15 protein-coding genes are annotated in these 18,408 nt (G+C 41.2%); 11 read left to right on the forward strand and 4 right to left on the reverse strand.

From position 1 onward, the window contains the following. The first annotated feature begins 267 nt into the window (after positions 1 to 267). Entirely contained in the window at positions 268 to 1,095 is an 828-nt protein-coding gene (map, locus tag ACE1AT_RS21025) for a type I methionyl aminopeptidase (protein WP_374871848.1), read from the forward strand. Positions 1,096 to 1,637: 542 nt separating this feature from the next. On the opposite strand, the gene ACE1AT_RS21030 is transcribed toward map, so the two are convergent. The 3 genes from ACE1AT_RS21030 to ACE1AT_RS21040 form a co-directional block, all read right to left on the reverse strand. Next, positions 1,638 to 2,768 carry a CO2 hydration protein gene (locus ACE1AT_RS21030; RefSeq protein ID WP_374871850.1) on the reverse strand — a complete coding sequence of 377 codons (1,131 nt, stop codon included), beginning with the start codon at positions 2,766 to 2,768 and terminating at the stop codon, positions 1,638 to 1,640. Positions 2,769 to 2,919: 151 nt separating this feature from the next. After that, a complete protein-coding gene (locus ACE1AT_RS21035) occupies positions 2,920 to 4,416 on the reverse strand; it encodes an NADH-quinone oxidoreductase subunit M (RefSeq protein ID WP_374871852.1) in 1,497 nt (498 codons plus the stop codon). 196 nt (positions 4,417 to 4,612) lie between these two features. After that, entirely contained in the window at positions 4,613 to 6,469 is a 1,857-nt protein-coding gene (locus ACE1AT_RS21040; protein WP_374871854.1) for an NAD(P)H-quinone oxidoreductase subunit F, read from the reverse strand. 636 nt (positions 6,470 to 7,105) lie between these two features. Here ACE1AT_RS21040 and ACE1AT_RS21045 point away from each other — a divergent pair. From ACE1AT_RS21045 to ACE1AT_RS21085, 9 genes are all read left to right on the forward strand, one after another. Then, positions 7,106 to 7,414, forward strand: a complete 309-nt coding sequence (locus tag ACE1AT_RS21045; protein ID WP_009457333.1) for a carbon dioxide-concentrating mechanism protein CcmK — start codon at positions 7,106 to 7,108, stop codon at positions 7,412 to 7,414. Between the two features lie 183 nt (positions 7,415 to 7,597). Next, positions 7,598 to 7,942 carry a carbon dioxide-concentrating mechanism protein CcmK gene (locus ACE1AT_RS21050; protein ID WP_010995041.1) on the forward strand — a complete coding sequence of 115 codons (345 nt, stop codon included), beginning with the start codon at positions 7,598 to 7,600 and terminating at the stop codon, positions 7,940 to 7,942. A gap of 7 nt (positions 7,943 to 7,949) precedes the next feature. Beyond that, positions 7,950 to 8,252, forward strand: coding sequence for a EutN/CcmL family microcompartment protein (locus tag ACE1AT_RS21055; protein WP_374871858.1), 303 nt, complete (start codon positions 7,950 to 7,952; stop codon positions 8,250 to 8,252). Positions 8,253 to 8,434: 182 nt separating this feature from the next. Then, entirely contained in the window at positions 8,435 to 10,111 is a 1,677-nt protein-coding gene (locus ACE1AT_RS21060) for a ribulose bisphosphate carboxylase small subunit (protein ID WP_374871860.1), read from the forward strand. Between the two features lie 157 nt (positions 10,112 to 10,268). Continuing rightward, positions 10,269 to 11,018: a transferase gene (locus ACE1AT_RS21065; RefSeq protein ID WP_374871862.1), complete on the forward strand. Its 750-nt coding sequence runs from the start codon at positions 10,269 to 10,271 to the stop codon at positions 11,016 to 11,018. A 107-nt stretch (positions 11,019 to 11,125) separates the two neighbouring features. After that, positions 11,126 to 11,881, forward strand: coding sequence for a carbon dioxide-concentrating mechanism protein CcmK (locus tag ACE1AT_RS21070; protein WP_374871864.1), 756 nt, complete (start codon positions 11,126 to 11,128; stop codon positions 11,879 to 11,881). Between the two features lie 253 nt (positions 11,882 to 12,134). Next, positions 12,135 to 13,055, forward strand: coding sequence for a LysR substrate-binding domain-containing protein (locus tag ACE1AT_RS21075; protein WP_374871866.1), 921 nt, complete (start codon positions 12,135 to 12,137; stop codon positions 13,053 to 13,055). Between the two features lie 343 nt (positions 13,056 to 13,398). After that, the gene (locus ACE1AT_RS21080; protein ID WP_374871868.1) at positions 13,399 to 15,012 is read left to right on the forward strand and encodes a pentapeptide repeat-containing protein; all 1,614 of its coding nucleotides are present in this window, start codon (positions 13,399 to 13,401) and stop codon (positions 15,010 to 15,012) included. Between the two features lie 432 nt (positions 15,013 to 15,444). After that, entirely contained in the window at positions 15,445 to 16,194 is a 750-nt protein-coding gene (locus ACE1AT_RS21085) for an FHA domain-containing protein (protein WP_374871870.1), read from the forward strand. Here the strand turns inward: ACE1AT_RS21085 and ACE1AT_RS21090 are convergent. Then, positions 16,191 to 17,063, reverse strand: a complete 873-nt coding sequence (locus ACE1AT_RS21090; RefSeq protein WP_374871872.1) for a lipid kinase — start codon at positions 17,061 to 17,063, stop codon at positions 16,191 to 16,193. The two genes, ACE1AT_RS21085 and ACE1AT_RS21090, sit on opposite strands and share 4 nt — an antisense overlap. A gap of 90 nt (positions 17,064 to 17,153) precedes the next feature. Between ACE1AT_RS21090 and ACE1AT_RS21095 the strand changes: the two genes are divergently transcribed. Further along, positions 17,154 to 17,864, forward strand: coding sequence for a TIGR02117 family protein (locus ACE1AT_RS21095; RefSeq protein ID WP_374871874.1), 711 nt, complete (start codon positions 17,154 to 17,156; stop codon positions 17,862 to 17,864). Positions 17,865 to 18,408: the final 544 nt, after the last annotated feature.

The raw sequence follows: 18,408 nt of genomic DNA on the forward strand, positions 1-18,408 counted from the left end.
GATTTATACTACCAGGGTTCTGGATCAGGAGTTGTCCACTTGACCTACTTCGTTTTTTATCTGTGCGCTTTACCGCTAAAAACATAATATCATCAAAGTCGTCCTAGAAGGACGAGGCTTTAGACCCAGGTTTTTGGTAAAAATACGTTAATTTAAATATAGATATTATTTCTCAACTAACCTCAGCCGCTCGTACAGTAGTCACTAGTTGTTTCAAACAACTAAAAACGAAAAAAGCAGCAAGGCGCAAATAACTACTTATTCCCCATGAACATTCTAAGTAACCTGCTTTCTCAACCAACTCAAAATAACCGCCCCAAAAGACAACGCAGAGGTATTGAAATTAAGTCGCCACGTGAAATTGAAATTATGCGGCTATCAGCTAAAATTGTGGCAACTGTATTGAAAGAAATTTCTGAGTTGGTACAGCCAGGAATGACCACTGCTGACTTAGATGCTTATGCGGAAAAACGCATTCGAGAAATGGGTGCTACACCTAGCTTTAAAGGCTATCATGGCTTTCCTGGTTCTATTTGCTCCAGTATCAATAATGAAGTTGTACATGGTATTCCCAATAAAAAGAAAGTTATTCGGACTGGAGATGTTTTAAAAGTAGATACAGGAGCTTATTACGAAGGTTTTCATGGTGACTCTTGTATCACCATTGCTGTAGGTGAAGTTACTTCAGAAGCTGCGAGATTGATTCGTGTCGCCGAAGAAGCACTTTATAAAGGTATTGAACAGGTAAAAGCGGGAAATTACCTGATGGATATTGCAGGTGCAATTGAAGATCATGTCAAAGCTAACAAATTAACCGTAGTTGAAGACTTTACCGGGCATGGTGTTGGTCGCAATCTTCACGAAGAACCTTCTGTGTTCAACTTCCGTACTCACGACATGCCAAATGTCAAGCTACGTGCAGGAATGACGCTGGCAATTGAGCCAATTTTAAATGCTGGCTCTAAGTATACGCGGATACTAGCAGACCGTTGGACAGCTGTGACTGTGGATAATGCTCTGTCGGCTCAATTTGAGCATACTGTGTTGGTGACAGAAGCAGGCTACGAAATTTTGACAGATCGCTCTCAGGTTTAATGTTGCTATTTTGACAATAGAAATGCGATCGCTCTCCCATCTGATTAGTTAAATAGGAGTGATCGCATTTTTGTATTTATTCAGAAATAGCCTCATCAACCTGTGAAGTTTAAAGAAAAACGATCGCACTTTTTTTTGAACAGAGCGATCGCCTACACTCAGATCAACAGGGTTTTATCTACAGGTGGTAAATAGCAGAAGAATCCAAAGAAACGAACAGTGATATGGTAATACCATTTCACGTTAATCGCGATACACATAAATAATGTAGAGACGTGCCATGGCACGTCTCTACAAAAAAATATGTTTCACTTTTAAAGGAAATTGGTATAACAGTATCCGGCTTTGAGTTCGCGAGGTTGGCGGGGCATATAAAAAGGTGCGTTAGCTGACGCTATCACACCCTACTGGACTGTCTAGACTAAAATAGTCCAATAGAAAAAAGTTCGTAGTAGGCGCTGTCTTCGCTGAAAAACTAAAAATCTAATGCAACATTTTAGATTAGACAGTCCACTACAATATTTTGGTAATCTTTGCCAAAACTAACTATTAACATCCATTAATCGCGATGTTTGCAACCTATCCATCCACTTTTCTAAATAAACTCGATTCAGTTCTTGCTCTTTTGGATCTTGAGTATCTACAGGGTAAGGCATTAACCCTAAAATAGTTGCGCTAGTAACACAGAACATCGACTTTTGGAAAGTCTGACAAATTTGTACTCGCAAATCATCTTCTCCCCGACGACTGCGGCGATAAATTTCATGTAGATATTCTGGGAGAAAGTGACGCATGTCTTGCATTAACAATGTGGGAGGAATACCAGCGCCACCAATTGGTAACGGATCAGCATACAAAGCACCGTACTGAAATCTCGCTTGGTCTGGTGGAATTTGATATGCTTGGGCATTGTAGGAAACTGTGCCAGGAAAAGGTGTTCCTCTAAAGAAAACCGCTTCTACATAAGGAATTGCTGTATCTGCCAAGAAAGTTAAGCCAAGGCTAGCGGGAAGGATATCGTAGACGTTATCTTTAATTTTGACAGAGTAGGTAATAGGTTTATTCGCAGCTTCTACTAAACCGAGTTTGATATGGTCTACAACTTGGGGAATTGATTTAATTTTGCCTTGATCATAGAGGTCTGATAAGCTGAGGAAAATATCAGCCATCACCCGCCAAAATTGACCTAAGCCACTGTAATAAGAAGTAACACGCAACTGTTCAATTAGAAAATCGGGAAAAAGTTGATTAATTCCCAGCATGAGCGGATTATTTTTAAACTTAGCTGCAATCACAGCTTTCGCTCTTTGTTGAAAATCTTTTGTGTCTAAATATTGATCTAGTCCACCGCCTCCATGCCAAAACATTGCTTTCATGCAATACTCGGCATACTCAAAATTTATGCGATCGTGCCACCAGTGACGGAGTAATTTCTGGAAAGTAATTTCGCCATTAAAATATTTGAAAAAAGGAAAAAATACTAAAAATTGATTTTCGGCAATATAGATAAGATTTTTGGAATAAGCATCTAAAACAACGCCGTAGCTTTTAAGGATACCAACTACTTCTAATACATTTTCTGGACTGTCGCGAAGTAATGCTTCGCCAGTTTGCAACTTTTTAATATATTCCGCTAATGGATGATGAGCAGGGTTTTTTTTAGTAGTTACCATTGCAGTTCTCCTGAAAAAGGAATAGGGAATTAGGGAAAGGGAATTGGGGATGGGGGAAAGGGAATTGGACATTGGGAATAGGGGATTAGGGGAAATTCTCGCTTTTCTTCCTTGTCTCCCTTGTCCCCTGTGTCTTCTCTGTCCCCGATTCCTAATCCCCTATTCCTTGCACTGACACATGAGCAACAACACTTTGAGTATTGGCTATTGCTGTTGTTGTTGCTTCGCTCCAACGGGTTAACCAAGCAGGTTGGATACCTAGAATGACAATCAATACAGCTAGAACAATGGCTGGAGTGCGATCGCTCCAATAAACTCGTGGTAGGTTTGTTACTTGTGCTGATAAGCGCCCAAAAAATGCCCGGTTGGTGAGAAGTAGGAAGTAAACAGCAGTTAACCCTGTACCAATCATGGATAACAAAGTTTGCACCGGAAAAACTGCAAAACTAGCACGAAAGACGACGAATTCGGCAATAAATCCGACCATTCCGGGAATACCAGCGCTTGCCATCACTCCGAGTACTATCAAGCTGCCAATTACAGGCATACCTCGTTCTGGGTTCAACAGTCCCCGCAGCACATCTAAATCACGGCTACCTGCTTTTTTATACACGACTCCCACTAATAGAAATAGTAGTGCAGAGATTAAGCCGTGGCTAATCATTTGCATCACAGTTCCTAATATGCTTAATGGGGTAGCAGCAGCAGCAGCTAGGAGTATGTAACCCATGTGTCCAATAGAACTGTATGCCACCATCTTTTTCATGTCTTTTTGGGCGATCGCACAGGATGCACCATAAAGAACACTGATCACTGCCCAAGTTGCCAAAACGGGAGCTAGATATCTCCAAGCATCTGGTAGCAAGAACATGCCAAAACGCAGTAAACCGTAAGTTCCCAACTTCAACAATACTCCAGCCAACAGGACTGAAATTGGTGTGGAAGCTTCTACGTGAGCATCTGGCAACCAAGTATGAAAAGGAACTAAAGGAATCTTGATGCCAAAACCAACTAAAATCCCTGCCAACAGCAAAATTTGTGTTGCTAAAGGTAAGCTTTTGCTGTTTAAAGTTTCTAAAGCAAAGTTAGGTGAACCACTCAGCCACACTAACCCAAGGAAACTTGCCAAAATTAAAATGCCAGAAAAAGCGGTATAAATCAAAAATTTCGTCGCTGCATAACCGCGTTTTTGACCACCCCAAATGGCAATTAGTAGATAAAGTGGGATGAGTTCTAACTCGTAAAACAGGAAGAATAGTAGTAAATCTTGGGCGAGAAATGCTCCAGTGACGCCCGCGCTCAACAGCAATAGTAAAGAGTAATAAAATCGCGGGCGTTGTATATCTTCGTCTGTACTATAAATGGCAATGCAAGTTAAAAGTCCATTCAACAGTAGCAAAGGCAAAGATAAACCATCTATACCCAAGTGATAGTTCAGACCTAAAGCATCTATCCAAGGTAGGAATTCAGTAAATTGTTGACTAACGATGGTTGGGTTAAACTTAACTGCTAAGAGAACTATCCACACAAAAGCCAAACTGGCAAATACTAATGAGATACTACGGGATAGTTTTCCATTCATGCCAATAGGCAAGAAACCAATTAAAGCTGCACCCAATAACGGCAGCAAAATTAAAGCACTGAGCATAGGCGATAAATGGGGATTTGGGAATGGGGAATGGGGAATGGGGATTGGGAATTGGGGATTGGGGATTGGGGATTGGGGATTGGGGATTGGGGATGGGACATTTGGAAAAATTTCTCCCTTGTCCCCCTTGTCTCATTTGTCCCCCTTGTCCTCCCTGTCCCCAATTCCCGATCCCTGATCACCGATCACCTATCCCCTAAAAAGGCAATTTCTCCAGCAAACCTAATGACCAGCTGATGAAGAAACCTAGTATGCTGATGCCGACAAGGATAGTCAGTAGATATCCTTGTGATTGCCCGGAGATGCTATATTTCAAGCTTTGTCCACCAAAAATTGCTGCGAATCCTACCAAGTTAACTAGACCGTCTACTATGTAGCGATCGCTCCAAGCGGAAATTTTAGAAAGTAGGGCTACTGCACCAACTACGGTGAATTTATAGATCCGGTCGATGTAGAAGTCATATCCCAGCAAATCTTGTACAAATCTCCAAGCTAAGATTCTCGAACGTGACCAAGCTTTGTGGAGATACATCGTTGAGCCAATACCTACTCCTAATAGGGTAGAAAATACGATCATTCCCACTACATACCAATTGATGCTTTCCCAGGTTGGTAGAAGATAGCACTGCTGCAACATCACGGGTAATAATAGGGTCATGATTGTCAGAGTTACCATTGGAAATGCCATTGGCCAAGGTGCTTCGGGGGCGCGACGGGTCTTTTGTTGTGGTTCTCCCCAAAATACTAACCGGAATACTCGTGTTAAATTTAATGCCGTCAAGCCATTCACAAGTACTAATATCCAAAGTACCCAAGGGGTGATGATTGCCAAGCCGTCAGCCCAAGACAACATCGCCCAGAAGCTGCCCAAAGGTAACAAACTTACCATCCCAGCAGAGCCAACTACAAAGGCGGTGGTAGTTGCTGGCATTCGCGACCATAGGCCGCCCATTTCGGTTAAATCTTGGCTGCTGGTAGTATAAATTACCGAACCAGTACTCATGAACAATAACGCTTTGGCGATCGCATGGGTAAATAGCAAAATTAGAGCCACGCCTCCTTGCTGCAAGCCTACTGCCAAGAATACCAAGCCCATGTATGCACTAGTGGAGTGAGAGAGCGCCCGTTTAATATCAGTTTGGGCGATCGATACCAAAGATTCACCAACTGCCGTTACTGTACCAATAATGATCAGAGTGTTGAGAGCAAATGGTGATAAGGCTAAGATGGGCTGCAATTTATACAATATATAGGCTCCACCAGCTACTACCATTGAGTTTCGCATCACCGAAGCTGGATTAGGCCCTTCCATCGCTTCATCTAACCACAAGTGCAGTGGAAATTGAGCGCATTTACCCGCAGATCCGGCAATCAATGCCAATCCTAATAAACTTGAAGTTAAAGGGCTAAGTTGTGCTGTTTGCGCCCACTCATATAAATCAGAAAAATTCAAACTACCTGCTTTGGTTGCTAGTGTGACTACTCCCATCAGCAGCAACAAGTCTCCTACCCGTTTGGTTAAAAACGCATCTCGTGCTGCTGTAACTACCAGTGGTTGAGCATACCAGAATCCTACAAGCAAGTAGGTTGACAGAGTCAGCATTTCTAGCAATGCATAGCTGAGAAACAGGGAATCACTGACTGCTAAACCGCTTAGGGCTGCTTCAAAAAAGCCCATTAAAGCAAAAAACCGAGCCAATGACCAGTCTTTTTCCATGTAACCCAAAGCGTAAATTTGCGCTAGTAAGCTTAATCCTGCTATTAAAACTGTTGCTCCAACACTCACTGGTGAGATTTCCAAAGCAAAGGATATGTTTAAATCCGCAGCACTAAACCAGGTAATAACAAAATTTTCTTGTTCTCCATTCCAAATATCTTTGAATACAACCAAGCTATGGATAAAAGCCAAAAAAGTTGTCAATAAATTAAAATATGCTGCTGGTCTTGGGCCAGTACGGCGAACTATTCCCATTGCCCAAGGCAAGGTCAAAATGGCTCCTAATAAACTATAAAATGGTATCCACCAAGTTGTTGAGAACAAAAACTCATTCATTTAAATTTTCCTTGATGTCTCAGCTTGTAATTCTTCGCCTTGCTAAATTAAATTAATTAATTAAACTCTATTCTTATTAAAGATTTAAATTCCATTAAACAGCATTGTTTTACCTTTGCTGCTTGCTCAATAAGAAAAAAAGAGTAATATTTTCTATAAAATTTTCCTGATTTTAATCTACGCTAACCTCCATCTACATCCGCCGAAATTTCTATCGCGAAAAGAACTATTTATCTAACTTATAATAAAAACTTATACATTTTTTCTAACTATTTTGGTGGAAACAGCAAAAACCGAGGAAAGACACCAATACTACTTTGTAGCTTGCTTGTCGTTCCCCTAGAGACAGGATTTACGTTTCTATGAACTGGTTTCAGCAAATATAATAAAGAAATTATAAAACAGAAGTAGGTACTCTAGGAATCCGTGAAGATTGGTTGAGAATAATACACATATAAAAAGTTGTTAAGTTTTTTTAAACTATTTTATTATAAACTATTATACTAATTTATATTGTCAGGGGAGCCAAGCTTTCTTATGCTTAATTTGAGAACAGTTATTTAGCTCAAGATGAGCATCCCCGTCAGAATTTTCCATAAAAGAGTACTAATTGATTAATTGTGTAGGAGTCCTGCGATGCCTATTGCGGTTGGAATGATTGAAACAAAGGGTTTTCCGGCAGTGGTTGAAGCTGCTGATGCGATGGTGAAAGCTGCTCGTGTCACATTGGTAGGTTATGAAAAAATCGGTAGTGCTAGGGTGACAGTGATTGTGCGGGGAGATGTTTCGGAAGTGCAAGCTTCAGTGGCTGCTGGAGTTGAAGCAGCGAGAAGAGTCAACGGTGGTGAAGTGGTTTCCACCCACATCATTGCTCGCCCCCACGAGAACTTAGAGTATGTTCTCCCAATTCGTTACACAGAAGCTGTGGAGCAGTTCCGCACTTAACAATTTTGGATTTGTGATTTTGGATTTTAGTATGGACTCCGCAGGCAAACGCAGAAGGGGTAATAGATTCAGAAAAATTTGGCTTTAGATTTACCAAACCCTAATCCAAAATCTAAAATCTAAAAATTCCTGTGACTTTGCTTGTTTTTGTTTGTTGGAAGCTTCTTAAGGATTGAAAAAAGTATGTCAATTGCAGTAGGAATGGTAGAAACGCTCGGCTTCCCGGCAGTAGTGGAAGCAGCAGACGCGATGGTAAAAGCTGCCCGCGTTACCTTAGTGGGTTATGAAAAAATCGGTAGCGGTCGCGTCACTGTGATTGTCCGAGGAGATGTTTCGGAAGTACAAGCCTCAGTAGCAGCAGGAGTAGAATCAGTCAAGCGAGTCAATGGCGGGCAAGTTCTATCTACTCACATCATTGCTCGTCCCCATGAGAACTTGGAGTATGTTCTACCAATTCGTTATACCGAAGATGTAGAGCAGTTCCGGGAAAATGTGAATGCAATTCGTCCCTTCGGTAGAAGACCATAAATCATAAATGCAAATTGCCAAAGTTCGTGGCACAGTAGTTAGCACTCAAAAAGATCCAAATCTTAGGGGTGTTAAACTACTTTTGTTGCAATTAGTCGATGAAGAAGGACGCATTCTGCCAAAATACGAGGTAGCCGCCGATAGTGTTGGTGCTGGGGTAGACGAGTGGGTACTTGTCAGTTGTGGTAGTGCGGCTCGGCAAATTCTTGGCAACGAACAGCGTCCAGTAGATGCAGCAGTCATTGCGATCATTGACACAGTTTATGTCGAAGATCGCATGATTTACAGCAAAAAAGAGCAATATCGATAAGTCATTGGTCATTAGAGACGCGATTATACTCTTACCTTGAAGCCGCTCTTACGAGCGTCTACGCGTCTGTACAAGAGTCGTTAGTCATTAGTTAATAGTTGCTATTTATTACAAATGACAAATGACAGAGGACAAATAACAAATGACAAATGACAAAAAGTCAACTGAGGAGGAATCTCGCAATGGCAGTCCGCAGCATCGCGGAGGCGGCTCCCCCAACGCCGTGGTCAAGGAATTTAGCTGAACCAACAATAGACCCATCGGCCTTTTTGCATTCATTTTCCAACATCATTGGGGATGTAAAGATCGGAGCAAATGTCATAGTTGCGCCCGGTACGTCGATTAGAGCGGATGAAGGTACGCCGTTTTATATTGGCGAAAACACCAATCTTCAAGATGGTGTTGTAGTCCACGGCTTGGAAAAGGGGCGTGTAATTGGTGACGACCGACAAGAATACTCTGTATGGATTGGCAAGAATAACTGTATTACCCACATGGCTTTAATTCATGGGCCATGCTACGTAGGAGATAACTGTTTTATTGGTTTTCGTTCTACGGTGTTTAATGCCAGGGTGGGAGCAGGTTGCATTGTGATGATGCACGCCTTAATCCAAGATGTAGAAATTCCCCCAGGTAAATATGTACCTTCAGGGGCAGTAATTACTAACCAGCAGCAAGCTGATCGGCTGCCAGATGTGCAAGCTGATGACAAAGAATTTGCTCATCATGTGGTTGGGATTAACCAAGCACTACGAGCAGGTTATTTGTGTGCTGCGGATAGTAAATGTATTAGGACTATTCGTGATGAATTAACTAATTCTTATACAAGTACAAGCATAGAAGTTGAAGTGTTTGAAAGGAGCGACGAGGTGTCTAGCAATAGCTTGGGTGCGGAAACAGTAGAGCAGGTACGCTATCTGTTACAGCAAGGATATCATATTGGTACAGAACACGTAGATCAAAGGCGATTCCGCACAGGTTCTTGGACTAGTTGCAAACCAATTGAAGCCAGAAGCTTAGGTGAAGCGATCGCAGCTTTGGAAACTTGTCTGAGAGATCATAGTGGTGAGTATGTCCGCCTATTTGGCATCGACCCCAAAGGCAAACGACGGGTGTTAGAAAACATCATCCAACGTCCCGACGGTGTTGTCCAAGCATCTAGCTCCTTCAAAGCTCCCGCTTATTCTAGCAGCAATGGCAGCTACAACGGCAATGGCAACGGTAGCGGCTACAGCAATGGCAGCAACAGACTCAGTAGCGAAACCATAGATCAAATCCGCCAGCTATTGGCTGGTGGTTACAAAATCGGTACAGAACACGTCGATGAACGCCGCTTCCGTACTGGTTCTTGGCAAACCTGCACGCCCATTGAATCAAGTTCTGCTGGGGATGTGGTTGCAGCCCTAGAAGATTGTATGGAGAACCATCAAGGCGAATATGTCCGCTTGATCGGTATCGACCCCAAAGCCAAACGTCGCATATTGGAAAGCATTATTCAACGTCCCAACGGTCCAGTTAGTACATCTAGCAGCAGTAAATCAGGTGGGACAACAACCTCTTTTGCTTCTGCAAGCACAACAGCAACAGCCAGCAGTAATAAATTAAGTTCCGAAGCAGTGGAACAACTACAGCAACTGTTAGCTGGAGGCTTTAAAATTAGCGCTGAACACGTAGACCAAAGACGCTTCCGTACTTGTTCCTGGGCTAGCTGTGGGCAAATTCAGGCTCATAGTATCAGGGAAGCGATCGCAGCCTTGGAGGGCTATATCAATGAATATGAAGGCGAATACGTGCGCTTGATTGGTATTGACCCCAAAGCCAAGCGCCGGGTATTGGAGTTGATTGTTCAACGCCCGTAAATAGGGTGCAATGGAATAGAGGAGGTTGATGACACGGAGAAACAAAGACACACAGATACTGTGAAAGAACTCACCGTGTCACTATTTCTCCACTCTCCGCGTCTTCTGATCTCCTTCATCCCATCAAACATTCACGGCTTCCGAGGTTAAAATTTTCATGTCTGTGCCGCCACTGCGCCTGGGTAATAACTTTGACTCCTACATCAGTGGCGAGGTAATTATTCATCCTAGTGCTGTGATTGCACCAGGGGTGATACTGCAAGCGGCTCCAAGCAGTAAGATGATCATTGGTTCAGGGGTTTGTATTGGCATGGGGTCAATCCTCAAAGTTCATGAAGGAACCCTAGAAGTAGAAACTGGGGCAAACCTGGGAGCAGGTTTCCTGATGATCGGTAGTGGTAAAATTGGTGCAAATGCTTGCATCGGTTCAGCAACAACAGTATTTAATTGTTCCGTGGAGCCTGGACAAGTAGTTGCACCCGGTTCAGTTCTGGGAGATAACAGTCGCCATTTGAGTGATGCTTTTGCAGTCACTGAGAAAATTCAACAGCCACAACCATCCACCACCAATCCTGCTTCTAGCCCAGAGGATATGGACATACTAGAACAAGAGGATCTGTGGAATGAAGAGGACACGGGGACGCAAACACAGGGTGACACAGGAACTTCTACTGGGCGTGCTACCCCTGCTTCCAAGCCTACGCCTCCACATCCTAAGCCTTCTGCATCTTCCGCTACTCAAAACTCACAACTGGACAATCAGGTTACACAAGAGCCTACCACTGAATCTCAAAATCACATCGGTACTCATATTTACGGACAGGGAAGCATTCAGCAATTGTTAATCACTTTATTTCCACATCGGCAATCCTTGAATAAACCCTCCTCTGACGAGAAGTCTGAGTAAGTGTTATATGGAAGTATGAAGTGTGAAGTATGAACAATGAAGTAATAATTCTTTATCCTTCAGCCTACAGCCTTCATCCTTTCTTTTAAACATCTTGGAGAATTCATATGGACGCATACAATGTCCACACATCTCGTCGAGACATCTTCAGGGATAGTGCTTTGGGATTAGTATCAACTATTAGCTTTCCGGCAATAGTAGGTACGGCAGATATGATGCTGAAATCTGCTGGGGTTCACCTAGTTGGATATGAAAAGATTGGTAGTGGTCATTGTACTGCTATTGTTCGAGGAGCGATCGCTGATGTCCGTCTAGCGGTGGAAGCTGGTGAGCAAACAGCTAAACAATTTGATCAGTTTGTTTCTAGCTTAGTAATTCCCAGACCATTCCCTAACCTAGAAGTTGTATTACCTATCAATAACCGTCTACGCGCTATCACTGAGGATGGCACTTATAGTCGTTTAAGTAACCAAGCAGTTGGCTTAGTAGAAACGCGGGGTTTTCCGGCAATGGTAGGCGCAGCTGATGCCATGCTTAAAGCTGCTGATGTCCAGCTAGCAGCGTATGAAAAAATTGGTTCAGGTTTGTGTACAGCCATTATTCGTGGCTCTGTAGCAAATGTTGCAGTAGCAGTAGAAGCTGGGATGTACGAGGCAGAACGGATTGGGGAATTAAACGCTGTAATGGTAATTCCTCGACCACTCGACGAACTAGAACAAACCTTGCCAGTAGCAAGTTGCTGGTTAGAAGAGCGTCAACCTGTAAGATTGCCACTCAATATCAAAGAGCCAGTTATGGAGGCAGAGTTACTAGAGTTACCAGATTTATCTACATTACCTGTAAAAATACAGGAGGAATCATAAAAAATTTGACTACGAAAAAAACGTTGTACACACCCAGCAGGATGAGGTTAGTACAACGTTGATTACTATCCCCAAAAAGCACCTTTAAGGTGTGCAACGTTGGCTGGAAGGCATCTTACGCTTTGCTTGTTGTTCTGATAATAACTTTTTAATTCTATAAATTAAATACCTATCTAATAATAACAGGCATAGATTAATATCTATATTAATAACTCATAACTTGAAGTTGCCATTATGTAGAGGAGAATCACCCTTGAACCAAGCGACGTTGCACCAGTTAAAGGTGTTTGAAGCGGCGGCGCGACACGGTAGCTTTACACGTGCCGCCGAGGAACTTTTTCTTACCCAACCTACTGTTTCCATGCAAATTAAGCAATTGACGAAATCAGTAGGTTTACCGTTATTTGAACAGGTAGGTAAGCGTCTGTATTTGACAGAAGCTGGACGCGAATTATACGCTACGTGTCGGCAAATTTTCGAGACCATAGCCCAATTTGAAATGAAGGTGGCAGATTTAAAAGGGCTAAAACAAGGGCAATTACGTTTAGCTGTAATCACCACAGCTAAATATTTTATTCCACGTTTGTTGGGACCTTTTTGTCAACGCTATCCAGGAATTGAGATATCACTACAAGTGACAAATCATGAAGGTATTCTGGAACGCATGACTAGCAATATGGACGACTTGTATATTATGAGTCAAGTTCCAGATCATTTGGATGTAAGTTACCAACAGTTTTTGGAAAATCCCTTAGTAGTTTTAGCACCAATTAATCATCCTCTGGCAAAAGAAAAACATATTCCCATCCAACGTCTTGCTGATGAACCTTTTATCATGCGTGAACCTGGTTCCGGAACACGTCGCGCTGTGCAGAAATTACTAGAGCAGCATGAGGTACATGTCAAAGTTAAATTAGAACTGGGAAGCAACGAAGCAATTAAACATGCCATAGCTGGTGGTTTGGGGATTTCCGTATTATCTCGCCATACCTTGTTACCAGATACAGGGGATTTAGCTGTATTAGATGTAGAACACTTTCCGATCAAACGTGACTGGTACATGGTTTATCCTTCAGGAAAACAACTATCAATCGTTGCTCGTACCTATTTTGAGTATCTACTAGATGCAGCCAAGGAAATAGTTGAGCAAACTGTTTCTTCTGGTAGTCATTAGCACGAAGAAAGCAGCAAAGTGAAAAATAAAATCCAGTAGCAATTGGGTATGACTTTAAAAGAGGGGAGACATGAAAGGAAAATTTTCTTTCACCGACTTATAATCTCCCCTACCTAGCGATGCTAAAAAATCTTATAAAAGCATACTATTTAGTACTGAGTAGTATTAAAACTAGTGAAAATTAAGTGAGTCTACTATTGCTTTACCTCAGCTTTGCCTGACTTTAGCAATTCTTCAAAGGATTTCCAGCAAAAATAACCTGGTAAAAGTAGCTTTTGATCTAAATAATTGAGATCTGGAGTGTACACTCCCCGTGATTTTTCGTGCGGTGAGTTGATGATGCATGAGCTACTGCATAAATCCTAACTGTCTCAATCCAGAAAACTTGGCCTATAGCCAGAGGTGTCAGTCTTGTGGCTCAAGATTGCTGTTGCACTCGCGCTATCGGGTAGTGAAAGCTTTAGGTCAAGGTGGTTTTGGAGCAACTTTTTTAGCCAGTGATCAAGGCTTACCAGGCGAACCGAGTTGTGTCATCAAGCAATTACGCCCATCAGGAAGCGCACCCCACGTTCTACAAATGGCACGGGAATTGTTTGAAAGAGAAGCTGTAACTTTGGGTAAAATTGGCAATCATCCGCAAGTACCACGCTTGCTAGACTACTTTGAAGAGTGTGAACAATTCTATTTGGTTCAAGAATACATCAGTGGCTCCACTTTACAGCAAGAGGTCAAACACACAGGAGTCTTTACTGAAGCCGGGGTAAAGCAATTTTTGAGCGAAATCCTGCCATTGCTTGAATACATACACGAACGTAAGGTAATACATCGTGATATCAAACCTGCTAATGTAATTCGCCGTACTCAAGATAGTAGATTAGTTCTCATAGACTTTGGTGCTGTTACCAATCAAGTCAGACAAGCTGTTGTAAACCATTCAGAACACACAGCATTAACTGCATATGCCATTGGGACACCTGGTTTTGCGCCTCCAGAGCAAATGGCAATGCGTCCAGTCTATGCTAGTGACATCTACGCCTTGGGAATTACATGCATTTATCTACTAACCAGCAAATCTCCTAAAGACCTGCAATATAACCCCACAACAGGTGAACTTCTTTGGGAAAATTACGTACAAGTGAGTGATCACCTCGCAGATGTATTGCGGAAAATGCTGGAAGTCTCTGTGCGTAATCGCTACCAAACAGCCACAGAAGTACTCAGAGCATTAGAATTAGAACCGTATCTAGAGAGTTTGTCAAAAAGTTTGGTTTCTCAACCCAATGGTGGTGTGAAAGAACGAACAACTAACCGTTCAGAAGATTCTGGGATTCCTAACAGCAATCCTTCCAGTGTTTCTAGTAGTGTGGCACAGGTTGCAGCAGCAATTCGGGCAAGACGAGCCAGGATTACCGAAGGTGCTGGTTTTACCTATGCAGGGGGGACACGACAACGAATGCTGACGACAAAATCAACCACTTTGTCTAGCAATAGTAGTGGTTCTCAAGGTCAAAAATCTCAAGTTATGCGCCAATTAGATAGCCAAAATTTAATCTCAGCTTATCTAAAAGGGAGACGAGATTTTGCCTTACACAATTTAAATCTCCTCAATTTGCAAGGTGCCAATTTATCAGAAACAAATTTCCATTCTTCTCAACTGCAAAGAATCAACCTTCAAGGAGCTGATCTCCACAGCAGCGACTTTGGTAAAGCTAGTCTCAATCGAGCTAACCTCAGAGATAGTAATTTAACCAAAGCTTACCTCAATAATGCTGATTTAGAAGGAGCAGACTTACGAGGTGCAGACCTCAGCTATGCTTATCTGCAAAACGCCAACCTGCGGGGAGCTAATTTGTGTGGTGCTAATTTAACTGGTGCGAAAATTTCTGAAGAACAACTAGCACTAGCTAAAACAAATTGGATGACGGTACGCCCTAATGGTAAACGAGGGTTGTTGTAATAGATTTTGTGGCATTAGTCAGGATGGGGAACCAGGGAGAGAAAAAGAGTAGGTGTACCTTGAGCCTTAAACATAATTATGACATTGTGCTTTGATTTTTACATTAAGGCAATTCATAAATTGCCCATATTTGTTGAAAGCAGTTTAAATGTAATTGTTTAATAAATATAATTTTAATCAACTGTTTTATAGTATTGTTAAGTTTAATAATAAAGAAAATTATAATTTTTCTAAATATTAAGTAGTATTGCGGTTACTTTTAACTAAAGGGAAACTTTAATCTGGGAGAATGAAAGTTCAATAATATCTATCGCTTGATGAGCAAAATAGCAACATCAAGTATATCAGATACTTTTCCAGATTATAAAATCAGACTAACTGTTCATAACTGACTTAAAAATAGATATTTGTTAGCAATATAAAGGCTAAGTTATGATGGCTGAGTTATCAGAAAATGAATTAGAAAAGCGACTGAGTTTATATCAAGTATTCCTCAAGTTGTATGAACACCATAGTAGCTTTTTAGATGAAATTCTTCAGTTAGAAAATTTACCTCAGTCGCCGTTTACGGGGTTACAGGCGTGTTATCTACAAGGTATGGTTGATGATTCTGCCGTTTATGTGATTACCAATTTATGTGAGGGGAAAACGCAAAGATTATTACAGCCACAGCATATCTGGACGATAGGTCGCGATCGCACATGTGGAATTTACGTTTGTGATCAACGTGTATCTCGTCGCCATGCAGCTATTCAGTATATTAAAGATGCTGATCACTCAGGCTTTTATTTGGTTGACTTTAGTAGCACCAATGGTACTTTTGTGAATGGTGAGCCTGTGTATCGTCCGATTAAACTACAAGATGGCGATCATCTGCGGCTAGGTAGCATGACTTTTTCTTTTTACACGAATTCTACACCACCCCAAGTTCTGCCTAGAGTAGCTGTCGAGTTGTTAATGCAACTAGTGACACACAAAAGTGGTGATCAAGGATCAATCAATAGTAATCCTTTTGGTAAAAAAACTTCTTTGAATGAGAACTTTGATCAAACGCTAGAAGCTTTGAGAGAGTTACCAATACTCAATATTCAAGAAATTGCAGTATCGCTCACTCAAAAACAGCAGTGTGAAATTTTAGATGATTTCTTTAGTAAACAAATACCGAGTAATACTATAACCTAGCGGGGGACAAAAACAGCTACAGCTTTGGGAACTACACGGAAATGAGCGGGGGTATAGGTGGTGATTTCACCATCAGTGTTAATAGGACGAGGTTTGCGAGTATACACCTGAATTTCCTGAGCTTGAAGAGAGCGAACATTCCGAGCATTTATATGTTGTCCTTGGCGCATTCTCGGCAGTAAGGGAATTATCTCCCACCAGTGCTTAATCTCTAGACTGTATAAGTCCAATCTTTGGTCATCAATCATAGCATTGGGAGCTACTGTCATACCACCGCCATAGTGCCGACCATTAGCGATCGCAATTTGCACAGTTTTGACTTTAATTGATTGATCAGACAGACGAATTTCTGCGCTAAAGGGCCGAGATTCCCAAATAACTTTCAAGGCGGTAAAAGCATAAGCGAAGATTCCCCAACGACGCTTTGCTTCTTTGGTTAGTCGCTGGGTTATTTTCACACTCAATCCTAAGCTAGCAACATTGAAAAAATATTTGCCGTTGACTTCTCCCAAATCAATGCGTCTTGATTCACCTTTAGCAATTACCTTGCTAGCTTCAGCTAAAGAATTGGGAATTTTTAAAGTCCTTGCGAGATCATTAGCAGTTCCCAAAGGCAAAATTCCCAGAGGTAAATTAGTTTCAACTAAAGTATCTACCGCAGCATTGAGAGTACCATCACCACCACCAACAATTACTAAATCCACTTGATGTTGATATCTCTGGATGATCTCTGAGAAGTCCTGGGGGTTTTCTGCGGATGCTGCAATCAACTCAAATCCTTGTTCTACAAGACAACTCATCACTTCTGACAAACGCTTTTGTCCTTGGCGGGATTGACGATTTACTAACAGCAGTGCGCGCCGATTCATAAGTAGTAATTTTTATGGCTTATACGTAAAAATATTCATATGCTGCCTACACTCTCTTGAAATTTACTCTCAAACTGTGCAGGTATTTTTATGAATCATACTCATTATTCAGTTTTTATACGCTTATTATATAGGTTGCCTTGTTACATTTTAGGATTGGTTTTATTTAGCTTAATTTTACTAGCTATCAGTGCATTTATACCTAGAAAATGGCATGATTACTCACAAAGCAATTGTGATATCAAAATTTGTGTTTCTAACACAGGTATTCATTCTAATATTATAGTGCCAACAAAAAATAATATTTTTGATTGGCACAAGTTTTTTTCGATCAGCAAAATCGGTATAGATACTGCTCCCGATTATAATTATTTAAGTTTTGGCTGGGGAGATAAAGATTTTTATATGTTAACTCCTTCTTTGTCTGATTTAAAATTTTCTACTACTTTTAAAGCACTATTCATACCAACCCATTCTGTAATGTATGTTAAAGGTTATCAAGTAATCCCAACTGATTTAGAAGTTAAATGTGTCCGAATCAGCAAAAATGATTATTCACGATTAACAGACTATATCCAAGATAGTTTTCAACTAGATACAAAAGGTAAAACAGTCCGCTTGGGTAATGGTCACACTGTCAATGCAGGTTTTTATGCAGCAATTGGCAGTTACTCAATTTTGAGAAATTGTAATTCTTGGACAGCTTCTGGGTTAAGAAGGGCTAATATTAATACTCCTCTTTGGGATGGGCTTTCAAGTGCAATTATCTTACACCTCAAAAATAGCTGTAATTTTGAATAAAAAGGCAAAAGTAAGAAGTGAATTGTTAAATTTTATTCTTATCTTTTACCTTGAATTTGAGGCTAACCTTGATTGTGTTGGCAAAGTGGTGGAAAACCACTTACTCATAATTGTAAGAATAAATGCATCAAACATGTATAATAATTTATCTATATGAATGATTGCATTTACAAAGATGCTTAGATAAGCCTTAGAAATTAGAGTTAATGACAGCAAAAAATTAAAATATCAAATTAAGCTGCTTGTAAAGATAAATTATGAGAGCGATCGCACAACTAGGACAGATGGTGATTTTAATGCAGAGATCCAAAGCGATCACATCTTTCATAAGCTAGTATCACAACTAAATTTAAACTAATTCCTCCATCAGTTATATAGGTTCATCAGAAACTACCCCCATTAGTTAGGGACTTCCAGAAAATAAAATATACAGCAGATAAGAATGATAATCATTACGAGGGGGGAAAAGGAGAGGCTGCCATTGGCAGCCTCTCCTTCACCGTTTTTGTAGTAAATTCAGTAATGATTCGATTTTTAGGTGGAA

It is taken from the genome of Pelatocladus sp. BLCC-F211 (assembly GCF_041928655.1).
GTDB lineage: Bacteria > Cyanobacteriota > Cyanobacteriia > Cyanobacteriales > Nostocaceae > Pelatocladus.